Origin of the sequence: Micromonospora peucetia, from assembly GCF_900091625.1 — a bacterium.
Lineage (GTDB): Bacteria > Actinomycetota > Actinomycetes > Mycobacteriales > Micromonosporaceae > Micromonospora > Micromonospora peucetia.
In genome coordinates, this window is record NZ_FMIC01000002.1 from 5466496 (window position 1) to 5483633 (window position 17138).

General features: G+C 73.7%; 12 protein-coding genes, 1 tRNA gene and 1 pseudogene. 10 read left to right on the top strand and 4 right to left on the bottom strand.

The window, feature by feature from the left end:
* Positions 1 to 75: 75 nt before the first annotated feature.
* On the bottom strand, positions 76 to 312 hold the full coding sequence (locus GA0070608_RS24685; RefSeq protein WP_091630859.1) for a hypothetical protein: 237 nt from the start codon (positions 310 to 312) through the stop codon (positions 76 to 78).
* A 149-nt stretch (positions 313 to 461) separates the two neighbouring features.
* On the opposite strand from GA0070608_RS24685, the gene GA0070608_RS24690 reads away from it, so the two are divergent.
* Together GA0070608_RS24690 and GA0070608_RS24695 are read left to right on the top strand one after the other, a co-directional pair.
* Complete coding sequence (locus GA0070608_RS24690; protein ID WP_091630860.1) at positions 462 to 1592, top strand: geranylgeranyl reductase family protein; 1131 nt, start codon at positions 462 to 464, stop codon at positions 1590 to 1592.
* A gap of 400 nt (positions 1593 to 1992) precedes the next feature.
* Positions 1993 to 3642, top strand: a complete 1650-nt coding sequence (locus tag GA0070608_RS24695; protein WP_218107678.1) for an ABC-F family ATP-binding cassette domain-containing protein — start codon at positions 1993 to 1995, stop codon at positions 3640 to 3642.
* Positions 3643 to 3726: 84 nt separating this feature from the next.
* Here the strand turns inward: GA0070608_RS24695 and GA0070608_RS24700 are convergent, their stop codons facing one another.
* The 3 genes from GA0070608_RS24700 to GA0070608_RS24710 all read right to left on the bottom strand — a co-directional run bounded on the left by GA0070608_RS24700 (position 3727) and on the right by GA0070608_RS24710 (position 6705).
* Entirely contained in the window at positions 3727 to 5517 is a 1791-nt protein-coding gene (locus GA0070608_RS24700; protein WP_091630862.1) for a bifunctional metallophosphatase/5'-nucleotidase, read from the bottom strand.
* 190 nt (positions 5518 to 5707) lie between these two features.
* Entirely contained in the window at positions 5708 to 6367 is a 660-nt protein-coding gene (locus tag GA0070608_RS24705) for a nucleotidyl transferase AbiEii/AbiGii toxin family protein (RefSeq protein ID WP_245715929.1), read from the bottom strand.
* The gene (locus tag GA0070608_RS24710; RefSeq protein ID WP_091630864.1) at positions 6364 to 6705 is read right to left on the bottom strand and encodes a hypothetical protein; all 342 of its coding nucleotides are present in this window, start codon (positions 6703 to 6705) and stop codon (positions 6364 to 6366) included. Before GA0070608_RS24710 ends, GA0070608_RS24705 begins: the two co-directional genes overlap by 4 nt.
* A gap of 628 nt (positions 6706 to 7333) precedes the next feature.
* On the opposite strand from GA0070608_RS24710, the gene GA0070608_RS24715 reads away from it, so the two are divergent.
* The 8 genes and pseudogenes from GA0070608_RS24715 to GA0070608_RS24745 all read left to right on the top strand — a co-directional run bounded on the left by GA0070608_RS24715 (position 7334) and on the right by GA0070608_RS24745 (position 17137).
* Positions 7334 to 7927: a hypothetical protein gene (locus tag GA0070608_RS24715; RefSeq protein WP_091630865.1), complete on the top strand. Its 594-nt coding sequence runs from the start codon at positions 7334 to 7336 to the stop codon at positions 7925 to 7927.
* Positions 7928 to 8404: 477 nt separating this feature from the next.
* Positions 8405 to 11652: pseudogene (gene fdh, locus GA0070608_RS24725) on the top strand (formate dehydrogenase); the annotation flags it as partial.
* Positions 11653 to 11685: 33 nt separating this feature from the next.
* Complete coding sequence (locus GA0070608_RS33095) at positions 11686 to 12636, top strand: 4Fe-4S dicluster domain-containing protein (RefSeq protein WP_218107679.1); 951 nt, start codon at positions 11686 to 11688, stop codon at positions 12634 to 12636.
* Positions 12633 to 13622 carry an NrfD/PsrC family molybdoenzyme membrane anchor subunit gene (gene nrfD / locus GA0070608_RS24730; protein ID WP_091630867.1) on the top strand — a complete coding sequence of 330 codons (990 nt, stop codon included), beginning with the start codon at positions 12633 to 12635 and terminating at the stop codon, positions 13620 to 13622. The genes GA0070608_RS33095 and nrfD overlap by 4 nt, the downstream gene beginning before the upstream one ends.
* A gap of 46 nt (positions 13623 to 13668) precedes the next feature.
* Positions 13669 to 13764 (top strand) — tRNA-Sec (locus tag GA0070608_RS32785).
* 19 nt (positions 13765 to 13783) lie between these two features.
* A complete protein-coding gene (gene selA / locus GA0070608_RS24735) occupies positions 13784 to 15088 on the top strand; it encodes an L-seryl-tRNA(Sec) selenium transferase (protein ID WP_091630868.1) in 1305 nt (434 codons plus the stop codon).
* Between the two features lie 2 nt (positions 15089 to 15090).
* Positions 15091 to 16899, top strand: a complete 1809-nt coding sequence (selB, locus tag GA0070608_RS24740; protein WP_091630869.1) for a selenocysteine-specific translation elongation factor — start codon at positions 15091 to 15093, stop codon at positions 16897 to 16899.
* Between the two features lie 40 nt (positions 16900 to 16939).
* On the top strand, positions 16940 to 17137 hold the full coding sequence (locus tag GA0070608_RS24745) for a hypothetical protein (protein ID WP_091630870.1): 198 nt from the start codon (positions 16940 to 16942) through the stop codon (positions 17135 to 17137).
* Position 17138 lies beyond the last annotated feature (1 nt).

Below are 17138 nucleotides of genomic sequence, written 5' to 3' on the forward strand. Positions count from 1 at the left end.
GTGGACCGGTGACCGGGCATCTCCGAGCGCTACCCCGGTCCCCGGGAGGCGAACCATCACGCCGCGCCCGGCGGCTCACGCCATCTGGCGCGCGCAGAACCGGGGTCCGAAGTCCAGCCCGGCCATCGGCGAGTCCTCCCGGTGCAACAGGTTCTTCTCCGTGAGTTGGTGCAACGGCGCGCGCAACTGCTCCTCGGTGAGTCCTGCCTCCTCGGCGATCAGGTCTGGATACGGCACCTGCCCCCGGGCCTCCAGCGCCGCGACCGCGTCGTACACCTGCTCCTCGACATCCGACAGCTGCACCTGCCGCATCGCCTTTTCCTCCTTCGTCTTTCCCGCCCATGGCGGGCGGTCACGCCGCGCGGTTACCCGGTGGGGGACCGAAGATGCCGACCCGATCGGGCGGTTGCCCCGGCCGCGCCAGCCGCGCCGGCCGCCGCGGACTGCCCTAGGCTTGCCCGGTGATCGTCTGGGATCTGGCCGTCGTCGGCGCCGGCCCCGCCGGGCTCTCCGCAGCCCACGCCGCCGCCCGCGCGGGCGCGCGCACCCTGGTCGTGGAGCGCGCCGCGCACCCGCGCTACAAGACCTGCGGGGGCGGTCTGATCGGCACCTCGCTCGCGGCGGTGGCCGGCCGGATCGAGGTGCCCGCGCACGACCGGGTCGACCGGGTGACGTTCACCCGGGACGGGCGACGTCGGTTCACCCGCCGCCATCCGGGCGGTCCGCTGGTGACCATGGTGCGCCGGGAGGAGTTCGACGACCGGCTGCGTGCCGCCGCGGTCGCCGCCGGCGCCGAGGTCCGCGAGCGCGTCGCGGTCCGCGCGGTCGAGCAGGACCCCGACGTCGTACGCCTCAGGCTGGCCGACGGGGACACGGTCCACGCGCGGACGGTGATCGGGGCGGACGGGTCCTCGGGCGTGACCGCCCGGCACGTGGGGGTCCGCCACCGGCAGGTCGACCTGGGGTTGGAGCTGGAGCTGCCCGTTGCACCCGACGAACAGGCCCGCTGGCGGGGCCGCCTGCTGCTGGACTGGGGTCCGCTGCCCGGCTCGTACGCCTGGGTGTTCCCGAAGGGTGACCGGCTGACGGTCGGTGTGATCGCGGCGCGGGGCGAGGGCGAACGGACCAGGGCCTACCTGCGCGGGTTCGTCGACCGGCTGGGCCTGTCCGGGGTGGAGCCGGCGCACGACTCCGGCCACCTGACCCGCTGCCGGGCCGAGGATTCCCCGCTGCGTCGGGGGCGGGTGCTGGTCGCGGGCGACGCGGCGGGGCTGTTGGAGCCGTGGAGCCGGGAGGGGATCAGCTACGCGCTGCGTTCCGGCGAGTTGGCCGGTGCGGCGGTGGCCACCGGTGACCTCGCCGGCTACGACCGCGCCGTCACCCGGGACCTGGTGCCGTCGATGCGCGCCGGGCACCGGCTGCTCGACGTGTTCGCCCGGCGGCCGGGGGTCTTCCACGCGTTGCTGGCCACTCCGCCGGGCTGGCGGATGTTCGTCCGGTTCTGCCAGGGGCGGGCCGGCTTCGACGAGACGTTGCACCGCGCCCCGGTGCGGGCGGCGCTGGCGCTGCTGGACCGGCTGCCGGCCGGCTGACCCCGACCGGTCCGTCGAGGAACGGCCCGCGTCGCCCCCCGGACCTGGCGCCGAGCCGGGGGGCGACGCGTGGGGAGCCGGCGCACCGCCTTTCACCCAGGATCCTAGGATGCTTTAGGGGTAGTGTCCGGCCCCCGCCCAAGCCAGCCGATGTCGGGGGCCGGACAACCTCACCCGACCGAACAAACCCGGACGGGTGAAAGCGCCGCCGCTGCTAATGTGGCCGTCATGGCACGAGGTATCTGGTCGCAGAAGGTCCGCTCCGCCCGCTGACGGCGGCGCTTCCTTTCTGCTGAATCCGCGCTCGCCGTCCCGGTTCCCGCCGGGCGGCCGTTTGCTGCTGCCCGGCTCCACCACGAGCTGCGGAGCACCGTTGAACCTAACCCCGACCTCCGAAACCATGTCCCTGCCCGTCACGGCGGGCGGTGTCGCACACGTCCGCGCCAATGGCGTCACCGTTGTCCGCGGATCCCGCCGTGTTCTGAACGACGTGTCGGTGACTGTCTCCGCCCGGTCACGAGTCGCCGTCGTCGGCGAGAACGGCCGCGGCAAGACGACGCTGCTGCACGTCCTCGCCGGCCTGATCTCGCCCGACGAGGGCACTGTGCACCGGGTGGGCACGATCGGCCTGGCCCGCCAGGAGCTGACCGCCCGCGCTGGTGAGACCGTCGGCACCCTGACGTCCGAGGCGCTGGCCGCGTCGCTCGCGGCCGTCGCCGCGCTGGACGAGGCGTCCCTCGCCGTGGCCGCGGGCGCTCCCGGTGCCGAGGACCGCTATGCCGCCGCGCTCGACGCCGCCACCCGGCTCGACGCGTGGGACGCCGAGCGCCGCATCGATGTCGCCCTTGAGGCCCTGGGCGCGTGCACGGACCGCGGCCGTGCGCTGTCGATGCTCTCGGTCGGGCAGCGCTACCGGGTACGGCTGGCGTGCCTGCTCGGCGCGCGACACGACGTGCTGCTGCTCGACGAGCCGACCAACCACCTCGACGCCGACGGGCTGGACTTCCTGACCCGCAGGCTGCGTGAGCACGACGGCGGCCTCGCTGTCGTCAGCCACGACCGGGCGCTGCTTCGCGACGTCGCGGACCGGTTCCTCGACCTCGACCCGACCCGCGACGGGACGCCGCGTCTGTACGCCGGCGGCTATGACGCCTGGCAGGACGCCCGGCGTCGCGAACGTGAGTCCTGGGAGCAGGAGCACGAAGAGCAGCAGGCCGAGCACCGGCGGCTGCAGAACGCGGTGTCCAAGGCCCGTGACCGGCTCTCCACCGGCTGGCGGCCGGACAAGGGGACCGGCAAGCACCAGCGCCAGTCCCGCGCGCCGGGCGTCGTGCAGGCCCTGAACCGGCAGCAGGATGCTCTGCAGGCGCACCGGATCGACGTGCCGGAGCCACCGCCGACGTTGCGGTGGCCCGACCTGAGCGTCCGGCCGGGTGCGCCGCAGCTGCGGGCGCACGGCGTCGCCGTCGACGGGCGGCTGGCCGGTCCGGTCGACCTCACCCTCGACGGCGGCGACCGGCTCCTGGTCACCGGATCGAACGGTGCCGGAAAGTCCACGCTGCTCGCGGTGCTGGCCGGTTCGCTCCAGCCCACGGACGGACACGTCTGGACGGCGAAGGAGGCACGGGTCGCCCTGATCACCCAGGAGACCGCCGAGCATGACCCCGGCCTCACCGCCCGCGACGTCTACGCCCGCCAGGCGGGGCGGCTGGTGGGCCGCTGGGCGCTCCGCGACGGCGACGCCGTCCCGCTCGGGGCGCTCGGGCTGCTGGACTCCGATGCGGTGAGCACGCCGGTCGGACGGATGTCGCAGGGGCAGCAGCGGCGCCTCGACCTGGCGTTGGCGCTGGCCGGGCGGCCCGGCCTGATCCTGCTCGACGAGCCGACCAACCACCTGTCGTCAGCGTTGGTCGACGAGCTGACCAACGCGATCCGCGGCACGAGCGCCGCCGTCGTGGTCGCCACGCACGACCGGCAGCTGCTGCGGGACCTTGCCGACTGGCCACGCCTGGAGATCGGGGGTCGGGTGACCAGCCGCGAACGACGGTGACCTAGCCCACCAGTTGCGTCGAGGCGGGCACGGACCGGACGGGCCGCAGGCGATTTGCCCCACGGCCCGTCCGGTGTTCGGGGATCAGAAGACCGGGACGCCCTCGCGCACCAGCCTCCAGTTCGGCTGGTAGAAGTCCGCCGGGTCGATGGTGCCTCTGGCCTGCGCCCAGTCGATCAGCAGCTGACGGATCTCCTGCTGCTCGTTGTAGACCTGGGTCTTCACGATGCCGGGGAAGTTGCCGCCGCCACTGCGCCGGTAGTTGTTCACCGCCACCACGAACTGCGCGTTGTCCGGCACCGGCGTGTCGGTGCCGGACAACACCAGGCGGGTGACGCGCTGGCCCACCGGCTTGGAGATGTCGATGTCGTAGTCCAGGCCGGAGATGACGTCGTAGTTGTAGTCCGGCACGGCCGGGTCGCTGATCGCCGCCGGGTCGACCGGGGCGCCCGGGGCGAGGGTCCGGAAGTACTTCGCCGAGTACTCCAGGTAGGCGCGCACCTCGGCGCCGCTGAGTACGACCGCCTCGAGGGTGTTGTCGAAGACGTACAGCCCGGCCACGTCGCGGATCTTCACGTCGCCGGCGGGGAAGACCGCGGTCCGGCTGAACGGTGCCGCGATCGACAGCACCGGCAGGTCCGCGTACGGCGTGCCGGCCAGCGCCTGGCCGACCACCTCGGTCTGGACGTGGTTGATGAAGTCCAGGATCGGGGTGTCCTTGTATCGGCTCTCCGCCGCCGAGAGTTCCACGGTGGAGCGGGCCACGACCTGGTTCACGTACGCGACGGTCTTGCGGTGCTGCGCCCGCACGGCGGCGAGAACCTTCGGGTCCTCGACCACGGTGTTGGTGTTCAGCAGGGCGGCGGACTTCTTGGTGATCTTCCAACGGCCCCTTTCGCGGGCCAGGGTGAAGTCCATCCGGCTCAGCCGCTGGCCCCACTTCGACGGCTCGGTGAGCAGCACCTGCTCGCCGGTCCGCTCGTTGGTCACGAACTTCTCGGCCACCTCGGCGTGGGCGTGGCCGAAGAGGATCGCGTCGATGCCGGGGACCTGCTGGGCGATCAGCGCCGTCGGGTTCTCGATCGGCAGCTCCGGCCCGTAGCTGGAGGTGCCGCTGTCGCCGCCGTGCGCGGAGATCAGCACGATGTCGGCGCCGCGCGCCCGCATGATCGGCACGTACCGCGCGGCGGTGGCGATCATGTCGTCGAACCGTAGCCGGCCCTCGACGTTGGCCTTGTCCCAGATCGCGCTGCCCGGGTTGGTCAGGCCGAGGATGCCGACGCGCAGGGGAGGCGCGGCGAAGCCGACGGAGACCTTCTTGATGACGTACGGCAGGAAGGCCGGCTTGCCGGTGGCGACGTTGACGGCGTTGGCGGCCAGCGCCGGGAAGCCCAGCTGCGAGATCCACTTGGCCAGCAGCGGCAGGCCGTAGTTGAACTCGTGGTTGCCCAGCGTCACGGCGTCGTAGCCGAGCACGTTCATCGCGTTGGCCATCGGGTGCGTCTCACCGGTGACGGTGATCGGCTCCTGCTTGGCGTAGAAAGTCGCCAGTGGGGTGCCCTGGATGGTGTCGCCGGCGTCCAGCACCAGCGTCGCCCGGCCTCGCCGCTCGGCGCGGATCTGCTTGACGAGGGCGGCCAGCTTGGCGACTCCGACGTCGTTGTGCCTGCTGTCGTCGTACTCGGCGTCGGAGTAGTAGTCCCAGTTGTAGACGTTGCCGTGGGTGTCCGAGGTGCCGAGGACCGTGAGGTCCCAGGTCCGCGTCCGGGCCGCGCCGGCCGCCTGGGCGGGGGTGGCGGCGATCAGCGGGACGCTCGCCGCCACGGCTGCGGCGGCGAGCATCGTCCGACGCGACGGGCCGGAGGGAGAGGTCATGAGATGCCTTTCCATGGGGGTTCGGGACGCCCGGTGAGCGCCGAGCGCACCATAAACGAGTGGCCGTCACTCCTGCCACAGCGGCCCGCTTCATCACAGCGTGCGCACAGTCCCGCGTGAGCCCCGGCTGCCGGGCGTGCCCGAGAGGGGCAGCGGGGCCAGGGGCGAGGGGTGGGCGCTCTCGGAACGGTCAGCGTGGCCAGGGGGCGAGGCGGGCGCGAAGGTGGGCGACGGCGTCGGGGGCCAGGCCGTAGCGGGCGAAGCGGCGGTCGGGCAGCCGGTCCAGGTAGCGGCCGGCCGCCCGGACGTCCACCTCGTCCAGGGCCGGGTCGAGCTGGCGGGCCAGTTCCAGCAGCTCCACCACGTCGTGGTGTTCCAGGGCCGCCGCGACGTCGATGTAGTCCCGGACCTCCCGCCGGTTGACCAGAGCGGCGGTCTTGTTCGCCATCAGGTCGCGCACGTCCATCACCGGCCCGAGGTCCATCACCACCGGGCTGCGGTGCCGGTCGAGGCGGGCCAGGCTGAGCCGGATGAGCCGCCCGTCCCGGCCCACCACGAAGTCCCTCAGGTCCCGGTCGAACCCGTCGAACAGCTCGGCCAACTCGCTGTCCGGATCGGCGTCGGTGACCTCGAACCCGGCGCGCTCCAACGCCGCCCGCACTCCGTCCGCCGCCGCGGCGGCAGCCCCCTCCACGTCGGCGAACAGGTCCACGTCCTCCGTCGGGCGGGTCACCAGCCCGTGCGCCGCCCAGGCCACCCCGCCCCCGAGCACGAACCGGTACGGCCCGGCGGCGGACAGGGCCACCCGGGCCACCTCGCGATAGAACTCGTGCGGGTGGGCGGTGCTCACGCCGTACGCAGCCCCCGGTGGCGGCTCTCCCACGCCTGGCGTACGCCCCGGGGCAGGTTGAGCAGCCGCCACACCCGGCGCAGTGTGCGCCCGTTGATGAGCAGCCGGAGATCCTCCCCGCGGGTGGTCTCCCGCAGGACGTTCTCGTACATCCAGAGCAGATCGTCCGGATCGGCCAGGTCGAAGGTGCGGTCGGCGTTCCACATCAGCCGCACCGGCAACTCCACCACGCCATGGGTGGGGCCGGTGAGTTCGGCGAGCGTGCGGGCCACCACGGCAGGCCGACCCGGGCGGGCCAGGTGGGCCGCGCGGGTCGGAGCGGGGGAGAGGGCCTGCATGCTGTCAGGGTAACCCCAGGTCGGGCCGCACGGGATCGCGGTTTCGCCAGTGTCGCGGCGGGCCGGCGTACGCCCGTGGGTCCTCAGCCTCGCCCCACTTCGAGATCTTGGCGCGAAACGGCCCCTCCAGGGGCGACTTCTCACCAAGATTTCGCCCGTCACTCGTGCACCGTGTGGTGCCCGTTGCCTGGTTCGTCACGGTTGTCCGGTGCGGTGTCGGCCGGCGGGTGGCATCGGGTCGCGGATGGGGCGGGTGTCCGGTTTCGGGGTGTGACCGGGGGCATCGTGGGGGCGGAATCGTGGCCGGCCCGGGGCCGTTACACCATGCGTACGGCTGAGTAAGGGCACATCGCCCCGGCAGGTTGGTGTGCCGGGCCTCGGAATGATGGTGGGCCGCCGGTCGTTACACATGGTCGCGGCCGACGTGCGGGCATCCCCCCGCCCCGCGCAGCCCGGACCGTCGGGCCACCCGGCCTGAACCTCCCGGCCCACCCGGCCGGTCCTGAACTTTCCGGTGGCAGACGCCGGAGATCCCCCAGTTTGTTGAGCGCCGGACGGTGCTTGCATCCGCGCGTGTACCCGGTCCCCCTCGGGTGTGCGGGTGCCAACCCCCGAATGGAGCATCCTCATGAACTCGATCATTCGTAACAGTGTTCTTGGTATCGCCGGTCTCGCGTTCGCTGGTGGTGTGGCTGCTGGCCCGCTGACCGACGCCCACACCCCGGCCGTGGACGCCGCGCCCGTCGCGGCGGCGGTGCAGGCTGACAAGCCGGCCGTCGACACCGGCAAGCTGGTTCCGCATGGTGTGCAGGGCGCGCAGTCGCGGATCGACCTGTCGGACGAGCAGGTCGCCAGCACGAAGGCGATCATCGCGGCGACGAAGAAGGCCGGTATGGACGAGCGGGCTGCGGTGGTGTCGATCGCGACGGCGTTGCAGGAGTCGAAGCTGGAGAACCTGGGTCATCTGGGTGACCGTAACGATCACGACTCGCAGGGTCTGTTCCAGCAGCGCCCGTCCTCGGGTTGGGGCACGGTCGAGCAGATCACCGACCCGGAGTACTCGACGACGGCGTTCCTGAAGGGTCTGAAGCAGGTCGACGGCTGGCAGGACATGCCGCTGACCAAGGCCGCCCAGACCGTGCAGGTGTCGGCGTACCCCGACCACTACGCGCAGTGGGAGCAGCTGGCCGCCGATCTGGTCGCCAAGCACTGGAACAGCTGACAACCCAACACAGACCTTCCACGCAAGGGGGACCGCTGGCCGGCACCGAACTCGGGTGCCGGCCAGCGGCATCGAAACGACCGTCGGCGGGAACATCGCGTCCCGTCGGCTGGTTGAATGAGGTGTCGGTGTGTCCAGTGTCCCCGGGCCTCACCAAATTGCCTTCGCGGAATTCCGTCCGGCTGGAGCCGCGTCGCGCCACTCGCCGAGAGGCGACCTGCACACCGACACCGGCGCCGCCCCCGAGCCTCTGGGCTCGGGGGCGGCGCTGTCTCTTCGCGCCCGAGCCCTGAGGCGAACGCCGCCCGACTGAGTGCCGGGCTCGGGCCGCTGTCGCGCGTACGCGATGGGCTACGCCGTGGGGTGCGGGCGGTGACCATCGGGTGGTGATCGGGCGACGCGGGTCGCGGTCCCGCGCGGCCTGGCCTATGTTCAGGGGTGGCGACGTCGGACGGGTCGGGAGAGGGGGTGTCGCGGGTGGGCCTGCGGACCTTCATCCAGGGCTGGCCGGTCTATCGGCAACTCACCGGCACCGACCCGCTGGGCCGGGGCACCGCGGCGCAGTCCACCCGCTCGGCGGAGTTGACCGCCCGCACCGAGACCGCCGACAGCGTGGCCCGCTCGGTCTGTCCCTACTGCGCGGTCGGCTGCGGCCAGCGCGTCTTCGTCAAGGACAACGAGGTCGTCCAGATCGAGGGCGATCCGGACAGCCCGATCTCCCGGGGCCGGCTGTGCCCGAAGGGGTCGGCAAGCAAGAGCCTGGTCACCAGCCCGCTGCGGCAGACGAAGGTCCGCTACCGGCGGCCCTACGCCACCGACTGGGAGGATCTGGACCTCGACGTCGCGCTCGACATGATCGCCGACCGGATCCTCGCCGCCCGCGCGGAGACCTGGGAGGACGTCGACGCGCAGGGCCGGCCGCTCAACCGCACGCTGGGCATCTCCAGCCTGGGCGGGGCGACGCTGGACAACGAGGAGAACTACCTCATCAAGAAGCTGTTCACGGCGATGGGGGCGCTCCAGATCGAGAACCAGGCGCGCATTTGACACTCCGCCACCGTCCCCGGTCTGGGGCCAGCTTCGGTCGCGGTGGCGCGACGGATTTCCAACAGGACGTCGCCAACGCTGACGTCATCGTGATCCAGGGCTCGAACATGGCCGAGGCCCACCCGGTGGGCTTCCAGTGGGTGATGGAGGCCAAGCGGCGCGGCGCCAGGGTGTTCCACGTCGACCCGCGGTTCACCCGCACCAGCGCGCTGGCCGACAGCTACCTGCCGATCCGGGCGGGCTCCGACATCGCGCTGCTCGGTGGCGTGGTGCGCTACATCCTGGAGAACGAGCTCGACTTCCGGGAGTACGTGCTGGCCTACACCAACGCCGCGACGATCGTCAGCGATCGGTTCGTCGACACCGAGGACGGCGACGGCTTCTTCTCCGGCTTCGACCCGGAGACGGGCAGCTACGTCCAGGACTCCTGGCAGTACGCGGGCCACGAGTCGGACTCCGGCAGCGGGCACACCGCGCAGGAGCGGGACACCGCAGCCGGGCTGCGCCACGAATCGCACGGCGCGCAGGTGGGCGGTCAGACCGAGCGGGACGAGACGTTGCAGCACCCGCGCTGCGTCTACCAGATCCTCAAGCGGCACTTCGCCCGCTACACGCCGGAGATGGTGGAGCGGGTCTGCGGCATCCCGCAGGAGAAGTTCCTGGAACTCGCCCAGGCCTGGACACAGAACTCGGGCCGGGAGCGTACCGGCGTGCTGATCTACTCCGTCGGGTGGACGCAGCACAGCGTCGGCGTGCAGTACATCCGCACCGGCGCGATCATCCAGCTGCTGCTGGGCAACATGGGCCGTCCCGGCGGGGGCATCCTGGCGCTGCGCGGGCACGCCAGCATCCAGGGCTCCACCGACATCCCGACGCTGTTCAACCTGCTCCCCGGCTATCTGCCGATGCCGCACCACGCCGACCACCCCACCTTCGACGAGTGGGTGGACAGCATCCGCCACCCGGGCCAGAAGGGCTTCTGGGGCAACGCCCGCGCCTATGCGGCGAGCCTGCTGAAGGCGTACTGGGGGGACGCGGCGACGCCGGAGAACGACTTCTGCTACGGCTACCTGCCCCGGATGACCGGCGACCACGGGACGTACCAACAGGTGTTGAACATGATCGACGGGAAGGTGCGGGGTTACTTCCTGCTCGGTCAGAACCCGGCGGTCGGGTCGGCGCACGGCCGGGCACAGCGCCTCGGCATGGCCAACCTGGACTGGCTGGTGGTCCGCGACCTGTTCATGATCGAGAGCGCCACGTTCTGGCGCAACGGTCCCGAGGTCGCCACCGGCGAGATCGTGCCGGCCGAGTGCCGGACCGAGGTGTTCTTCCTGCCGGCCGCCTCGCACGTGGAGAAGGACGGCACCTTCACCCAGACCCAGCGGCTGCTCCAGTGGCGGGAGAAGGCCGTCGACCCGCCGGGCGACGCCCGCTCCGAACTGTGGTTCTTCTACCACCTCGGGCTCCGGCTGCGGGAGAAACTGGCCGGCTCCGACCTGCCACGCGACCGGGCGCTGCTCGACCTGGCCTGGGACTACCCCACGCACGGCCCGCACGCGGAGCCGAGCGCCGACGCGGTGCTGCGCGAGATCAACGGGTACGAGGTGGCGACCGGTCGCCCGCTGTCCACGTTCGCCGAGGCCCGCGACGACGGTTCCACCGCCGTCGGCTGTTGGATCTACTCCGGGGTGTACGCCGACGGCGTCAACCAGGCGGCCCGGCGCAAGTCCCGGCACGAGCAGGACTGGGTGGCCGCCGAGTGGGGCTGGGCGTGGCCAGCGAACCGGCGCATCCTCTACAACCGGGCCTCCGCCGACCCGCAGGGCCGGCCGTGGAGCGAGCGCAAGCGCTACGTCTGGTGGGATCCGGACGCCGGGGAGTGGACCGGCTACGACGTGCCGGACTTCGAGCGGACCAAGCCGCCGACGTACCGGCCGCCGCGGGGCGCGTCCGGTCCGGAGGGGATCGCCGGTGACGACCCGTTCGTCATGCAGGGCGACGGCAAGGGCTGGCTGTACGCGCCCAGCGGGGTGCTCGACGGACCCCTGCCGACGCACTACGAGCCGGCCGAGTCGCCGGTGCGCAACCCGTTCTACCGGCAGCAGGCCAACCCGACCCGCAAGGTGTACGCGCACCCGGTGAACTCGGTGAACCCGAGCCCACCGCAGGAGCACAGCCAGGTGTTCCCGTACGTGTTCACGGTCAGCCGGCTCACCGAGCACCACACGGCGGGCGGGATGAGCCGTACGGTGCGGCCGCTGGCGGAGTTGCAACCGGAGATGTTCGTCGAGGTGTCGCCGGAGTTGGCCGCCCAGGTGGGCCTGGCGCACCTGGGCTGGGCGCATCTCGTCAGCGGGCGGGCGGTGATCGAGGCGAAGGTGCTGGTAACCGACCGGCTCACCCCGCTGCGGGTGGACGGCCGGGTGATCCACCAGCTGTGGCTGCCGTACCACTTCGGGTTCGAGGGCCTGGTGACGGGCGACTCGGCCAACGACCTGTTCGGGATCACCCTGGACCCGAACGTGCTGATCCAGGAGAGCAAGATCGGTACCTGTGACGTGCGCCCGGGGCGGCGGCCCACCGGCCCGGCCCTGCTGGACCTGGTGGCCGACTACCAGCGGCGGGCGGGCATCGTCCCCGGCCGTTCGGCCCCGACGATCACTCCCGGGGCGGCACCGCCCCCACGGACGACGCCGGGGAGGGCCGTGATGCTTCCTGACCCGAACAGCCTGTCCGGGCCGTTGGATCCCGCCCCGGACGCCGGCTGGACCGACGCCCCGCCCCGGATGGGTTTCTTCACCGACACCAGCGTCTGCATCGGCTGCAAGGCGTGCGAGGTGGCCTGCAAGGAGTGGAACGACGTCCCCGGTTCGGGGCTGGACCTGCTCGGCATGTCGTACGACAACACCGGCGCGTTGACCGCGAACTCGTGGCGGCACGTGGCGTTCGTCGAGCAGCCCCGCCCGGCCGGACACCGCACGCCACCGTTCGCCGGCACCCCGACGGGCGGGCGGAGCGCCACCGGACCGGAGTTCCTGGGAATGCCCGGGGCACAGCCGCCGGGGCGTGGTGGCGACGCGCAGGGTCGCACCGACTTCCGCTGGCTGATGATGTCCGACGTCTGCAAGCACTGCACCCACGCGGCCTGCCTCGACGTCTGCCCCACCGGCTCGCTGTTCCGCACCGAGTTCGGCACGGTGGTGGTGCAGGAGGACATCTGCAACGGCTGCGGCTACTGCATCTCCGCCTGCCCGTACGGCGTCATCGACCAGCGCAAGGGTGACGGCCGGGCGTGGAAGTGCACGCTGTGCTACGACCGGATCGGTGTCGGGCAGACCCCCGCCTGCGCGCAGGCCTGCCCCACCGAGTCCATCCAGTACGGCCCCCTCGACGAGCTGCGGGAGCGGGCCGCGGCCCGGGTGGCGACGCTGCACGAGCGGGGCGTGCCCGAGGCGCGGCTCTACGGGCACGACCCGGACGACGGGGTCGGTGGCGACGGCGCGTTCTTCCTGCTGCTCGACGAGCCTGAGGTGTACGGGCTGCCCCCGGACCCGGTGGTCACCACCCGGGACCTGCCGAAGATGTGGAAGCGGGCCGGCCTGGCCGCCCTGGCCATGACGGCGGCGGCCGTGGCGGCGTTCGTGGGAGGTTCCTCATGAGTTCGGACCGGCGGGGCAGGCGGCGGCGCGGCGGCGAGGAGTTGACCGTCCCGGAGGCCGAGTTCACCTCCTACTACGGCCGGCCGATCCTCAAGGCGCCGGTCTGGAAGTGGGACATCGCCGCTTACCTGTTCACCGGCGGGCTGGCCGCCGGTTCGTCGCTGCTCGCGGCGGGCGGGCAGCTCACCGGCCGGCCCGCGCTGCGCCGGGCCGGCCGGGTCACCTCGCTGGCGGCGGTCACCGCCAGCACCGTCTTCCTGATCAGGGATCTGGGCCGGCCCGCCCGGTTCCACCACATGCTGCGGGTGGCCAAACCCACCTCGCCGATGTCCGTGGGCACCTGGATCCTCAGCGCGTTCGGCCCGGCCGCCGGGATCGCGGCGGTCGCCGAGGGCGCGTCGTTGCTGCCCGAGCGCGGTCTGCCGGGGCTCGTCCGCCGGGCGCTGCCGTCGGTCGGACACGCCGCCGGGTTGGCCGCCGCGGCGACGGCGCCGGCGCTGGCCACGTACACCGGGGTGCTGCTCGCCGGCACGGCCGTGCCGTCCTGGCACGAGGCGTACCCGGAGCTGCCGACCATCTTCGCGGGCAGCGCGCTGGCCAGCGGCGCCGGTGTGGGACTGATCGCCGCGCCCACCGCGCAGGCCGGGCCCGCCCGCCGGATGGCGGTGGCCGGCGCGGCCCTGGAGCTGTACGGCTCGCACCGCGTGGAGACCCGGCTCGGGCTGCTCAGCGAGCCCTACCGCACCGGGCACGCCGGTCGGCTGCTGCGCGTCGGGCGGGCGCTGACCGCGGTGGGGGTGGCCGGCGCGCTGCTGGGCCGGCGCAGCCGGACGCTCTCCGCGCTGTCCGGGGCGGCCCTGCTGGGCGCGTCGGTGGCGACCCGGTTCGGCATCTTCCACGGCGGTGTCGCCTCGGCGAAGGATCCGAAGTACACGGTGGTGCCGCAGCGGGAGCGCCTCGAGCGGCGGCGTGCCGACGCGGGTTGACGCCTGGCCGCACCCGCCCGCCGGGGCGTGTGGTTCACTGCTGCGTGGAGGCGTTCAGTGGGCTGGTGCCCCTCCCGGTCTTCAAAACCGGTGTGGTCCGGGATCCGGGCCAGGCGGGTTCGATTCCCGTCCGTCTCCGCCAGGCTGTGGAAGAGGGGACCATGGGGGACGTCGCGGCCGATCCGCGCCGGCGGGTGCCACGCACCGACACGCTGCTCGCCGATCCCCGGTTGGCCGCCGCGACGACCACCCTGGGCCGGGAACGGGTCAAGGCCGCCGTCCACCGCGCGCAGGAGCAGGCCCGTCGGGGCGAGATCACCCCCGAGGCGGTACCCGACGCCGCGCTGGCCGCCCTGCCCGCGCTGACGCCCCGGGCGGTGCTCAACGCGACCGGGGTGGTGCTGCACACCAACCTGGGCCGGGCCGCGCTGTCGCCGGCCGCTGTCGCGGCGGTCACCGCCGCCGCCGGACACACCGACGTCGAGCTGGACCTGGGCACCGGGCGGCGGGCCCGGCGTGGACGCGACGCCCTGGACGCCCTCGCCGCCGCGGTGCCCGACGCGGGCGCGGTGCACGTGGTCAACAACGGCGCCGCCGCGCTGGTGCTCGCCGCCACCGCGCTGGCCGCCGACGCCGAGATCGTCGTCAGCCGGGGCGAGCTGGTGGAGATCGGCGACGGGTTCCGCCTGCCCGACCTGCTGGCGAGCACCGGCGCCCGGCTGCGCGAGGTCGGCACCACCAACCGCACCACGCTCGACGACTACGCCGCCGCCCTCGGCCCCCGGACCGGCTTCGTGCTGAAGGTGCACCCGTCGAACTTCCAGGTCACCGGCTTCACCTCGGCGGTGCCCGTGCGGCGGCTGGCCGGCCTCGGTGTCCCCGTGGTCGCCGACATCGGCTCCGGGCTGCTCACGCCCGACCCGCTGCTGCCCGCCGAGCCCGACGCCGCCGGCACCCTGCGGGCCGGGGCGGCGCTGGTCACCGCCAGCGGCGACAAGCTGCTCGGCGGCCCGCAGGCCGGGCTGCTGCTCGGCGCCGCCGACCTGGTCGACCGGCTGCGCCGGCACCCGCTGGCCCGGGCGTTGCGGGTGGACAAGCTGACCCTCGCCGCGCTCGCCGCCACCCTAGGCGACCCGGCCACCCCCACCCGGGCCGCGCTGCACGCCGACCCGGGCGTGCTGCGGGCCCGCACCGAGCGGCTGCGCGACGCCCTCGCCGCCGACGGCTGCAAGGCGGAGGTGGTGCCGGCCAGCGCGGTCGTCGGTGGCGGCGGGGCACCCGGCGTGGAGTTGGACTCGTGGGCGCTCAGCCTGCCCGAGCGGTACGCCCGGCCGCTGCGCGTCGGCGACCCGCCGGTGCTCGGCCGGGTGGTGCGCGGACGACTGCTGCTGGACCTGCGTTGTATGCCCGCCGACGCCGACGCGACGGTCCGCGCCGCCGTGCTGCGCGTGCCCGGGGAGGGCTGAGCGTGTTCGTGGTGGCCACCGCCGGGCACGTCGACCACGGCAAGTCGACTCTGGTGCGGGCGTTGACCGGGATGGAACCCGACCGGTGGGCCGAGGAACGCCGCCGGGGCATGACCATCGACCTCGGTTTCGCCTGGACCACGCTGCCCTCCGGCGCGACGGTCGCGTTCGTCGACGTGCCCGGCCACGAGCGGTTCGTACCGAACATGCTCGCCGGCGTCGGCCCGGTGCCCGCCGCGCTGGTCGTGGTGGCCGCCGACGAGGGCTGGATGCCGCAGTCGGCCGAGCACCTGGCCGCGTTGGACGCGCTCGGGGTGTCGTACGGCCTGCTGGTGGTGACCCGCGCGGACCTGGCGGACCCGGGGCCGGCGATGGCCCGGGCCCGCTCGGAGCTGGCCGCCACCTCCCTCGGCGCCCTCGACGCGGTCGCGGTCAGCGCGGTCACCGGGGCCGGCCTGCCGCAGCTGCGGGCGGCCCTGGACCGGCTCGCCGTCCGGCTGCCCGCACCGCAGGCCGACGCCCCGGTGCGGCTCTGGGTGGATCGCGCCTTCACCGTCCGGGGCGCCGGCACCGTGGTCACCGGCACCCTCGGCGCCGGCCGGCTGCGTGTCGGCGACGAGCTGGAACTCGCCGGTGCGCAGCCGGTGCGGGTACGCGGCCTGCACTGCCTCGGCGTGGCCCGGTCCGAGGCCGCCGCGGTCGCCCGGGTGGCGGTGAACCTGCGCGGCACGCCCCGGGACCGCATCGGGCGCGGCGACGCGCTGCTCACCCCCGGCCGGTTCCACCGCACGGACCTGCTGGACGTCCGGCTGGCCGGCGACCCGACGGCGCAGCTGCCGGCCACCCTGACCCTGCACATCGGCTCGGCGGCGGTTCCGGTGCGGGTCCGGCCACTCGGCCCGGACACCGCCCGGCTGCGGCTGGCCCGGCCGCTGCCGCTGCTGGTCGGGGACCGGGCACTGCTGCGTGACCCGGGCCGGCACCACGTCGCCGGCGGCGTGACCGTGCTGGACGTCGCGCCGCCGCCGCTGACCCGCCGGGGCGCGGCGGCGGCCCGCGCCGCAGTGCTGGCGACGGTGGACGGCCGCCCCGACCTGGCCGGCGAGCTGCGCCGACGGCGGCTGGCCCGGGCCGCCGACCTGGTCCGCACCGGCGTCGAGATCACCGGCCAGCCGGTCGCCGGCGACTGGCTGGCCGACCCGGAGCACTGGCGGGGCCTCGGCGCCCGGCTGGTCGACGAGGTCGCCCGGCACGCCCGGGAGCACCCCCTCGAGTCGGGCGCGCCGGTCGAGCTGCTCCGCCAGCGCCTCGACCTGCCCGAGCGTGCGCTGGTCGAGGCGCTGGTCCGGCCACCCCTGCGGCTGTATGCCGGCCGGGTCACCGCGTCGGCGGCCGACGCGCTGCCGGAACCGGTGGCCCGTGCCGTGGCCCGGGTCCGCGCCGGCTACGCCGGCCGCCCGTTTCGGGCACCCGAGGCCGAGCACCTCGCCGAGCTGGGGCTGGGCCCCCGGGAGATCGGGGCGGCCGTGCGCGCGGGAGCGCTGCTGCGGCTCGCCGAGAACGTGGTGCTGCTGCCCGGCGCGGCCGACGACGCCGTGCGGGTGCTGGTCGGGCTGCCGCAGCCGTTCACGCTCAGCGCCGCCCGGCGGGCGCTGGACACCACCCGCCGGGTCGCGGTGCCGCTGCTGGAACTTCTGGACCGCCGGGGTGTCACCCGGCGGTTGCCCGACGACGCCCGGATCGTGGTCGACCGGACGGTCGGGTCGCGGCCGGCGGACGAACCCGGCGACCCGGTCCCGGCCCGGCGCTGAAGCCGCCCCGGCGGGGCCGGTGGTCGCCTAGCGTGGCGCCATGGACCCTTCCGCGGTCTGGCGGGACAGGCAGCACAAGTGGCGGATCGAGGCGTACCGGGCGCCTGACCTGCGCTTCGCGATCTTCGCCACCAACGGCCCCACCGAGTCCGCGCCGTTGTGGCTGTTCGGAATGTCGGCGCTGGCCCGATGGCTGATGACGCACAAGATCTCCCTCGACGACCTGGAGGTCGACTGAC

Bases quoted from the DNA above. Each gene is read 5' to 3' on its own strand.
- GA0070608_RS33095 (WP_218107679.1), top strand. From the start codon at position 11,686: ATGCTTCCTGACCCGAACAGCCTGTCCGGGCCGTTGGATCCCGCCCCG.
- GA0070608_RS24695 (WP_218107678.1), top strand. From the start codon at position 1,993: ATGTCCCTGCCCGTCACGGCGGGCGGTGTCGCACACGTCCGCGCCAAT.
- GA0070608_RS24710 (WP_091630864.1), bottom strand. From the start codon at position 6,705: ATGCAGGCCCTCTCCCCCGCTCCGACCCGCGCGGCCCACCTGGCCCGC.
- nrfD (WP_091630867.1), top strand. From the start codon at position 12,633: ATGAGTTCGGACCGGCGGGGCAGGCGGCGGCGCGGCGGCGAGGAGTTG.
- GA0070608_RS24715 (WP_091630865.1), top strand. From the start codon at position 7,334: ATGAACTCGATCATTCGTAACAGTGTTCTTGGTATCGCCGGTCTCGCG.
- GA0070608_RS24745 (WP_091630870.1), top strand. From the start codon at position 16,940: ATGGACCCTTCCGCGGTCTGGCGGGACAGGCAGCACAAGTGGCGGATC.
- selA (WP_091630868.1), top strand. From the start codon at position 13,784: ATGGGGGACGTCGCGGCCGATCCGCGCCGGCGGGTGCCACGCACCGAC.
- GA0070608_RS24685 (WP_091630859.1), bottom strand. From the start codon at position 312: ATGCGGCAGGTGCAGCTGTCGGATGTCGAGGAGCAGGTGTACGACGCG.
- GA0070608_RS24700 (WP_091630862.1), bottom strand. From the start codon at position 5,517: ATGACCTCTCCCTCCGGCCCGTCGCGTCGGACGATGCTCGCCGCCGCA.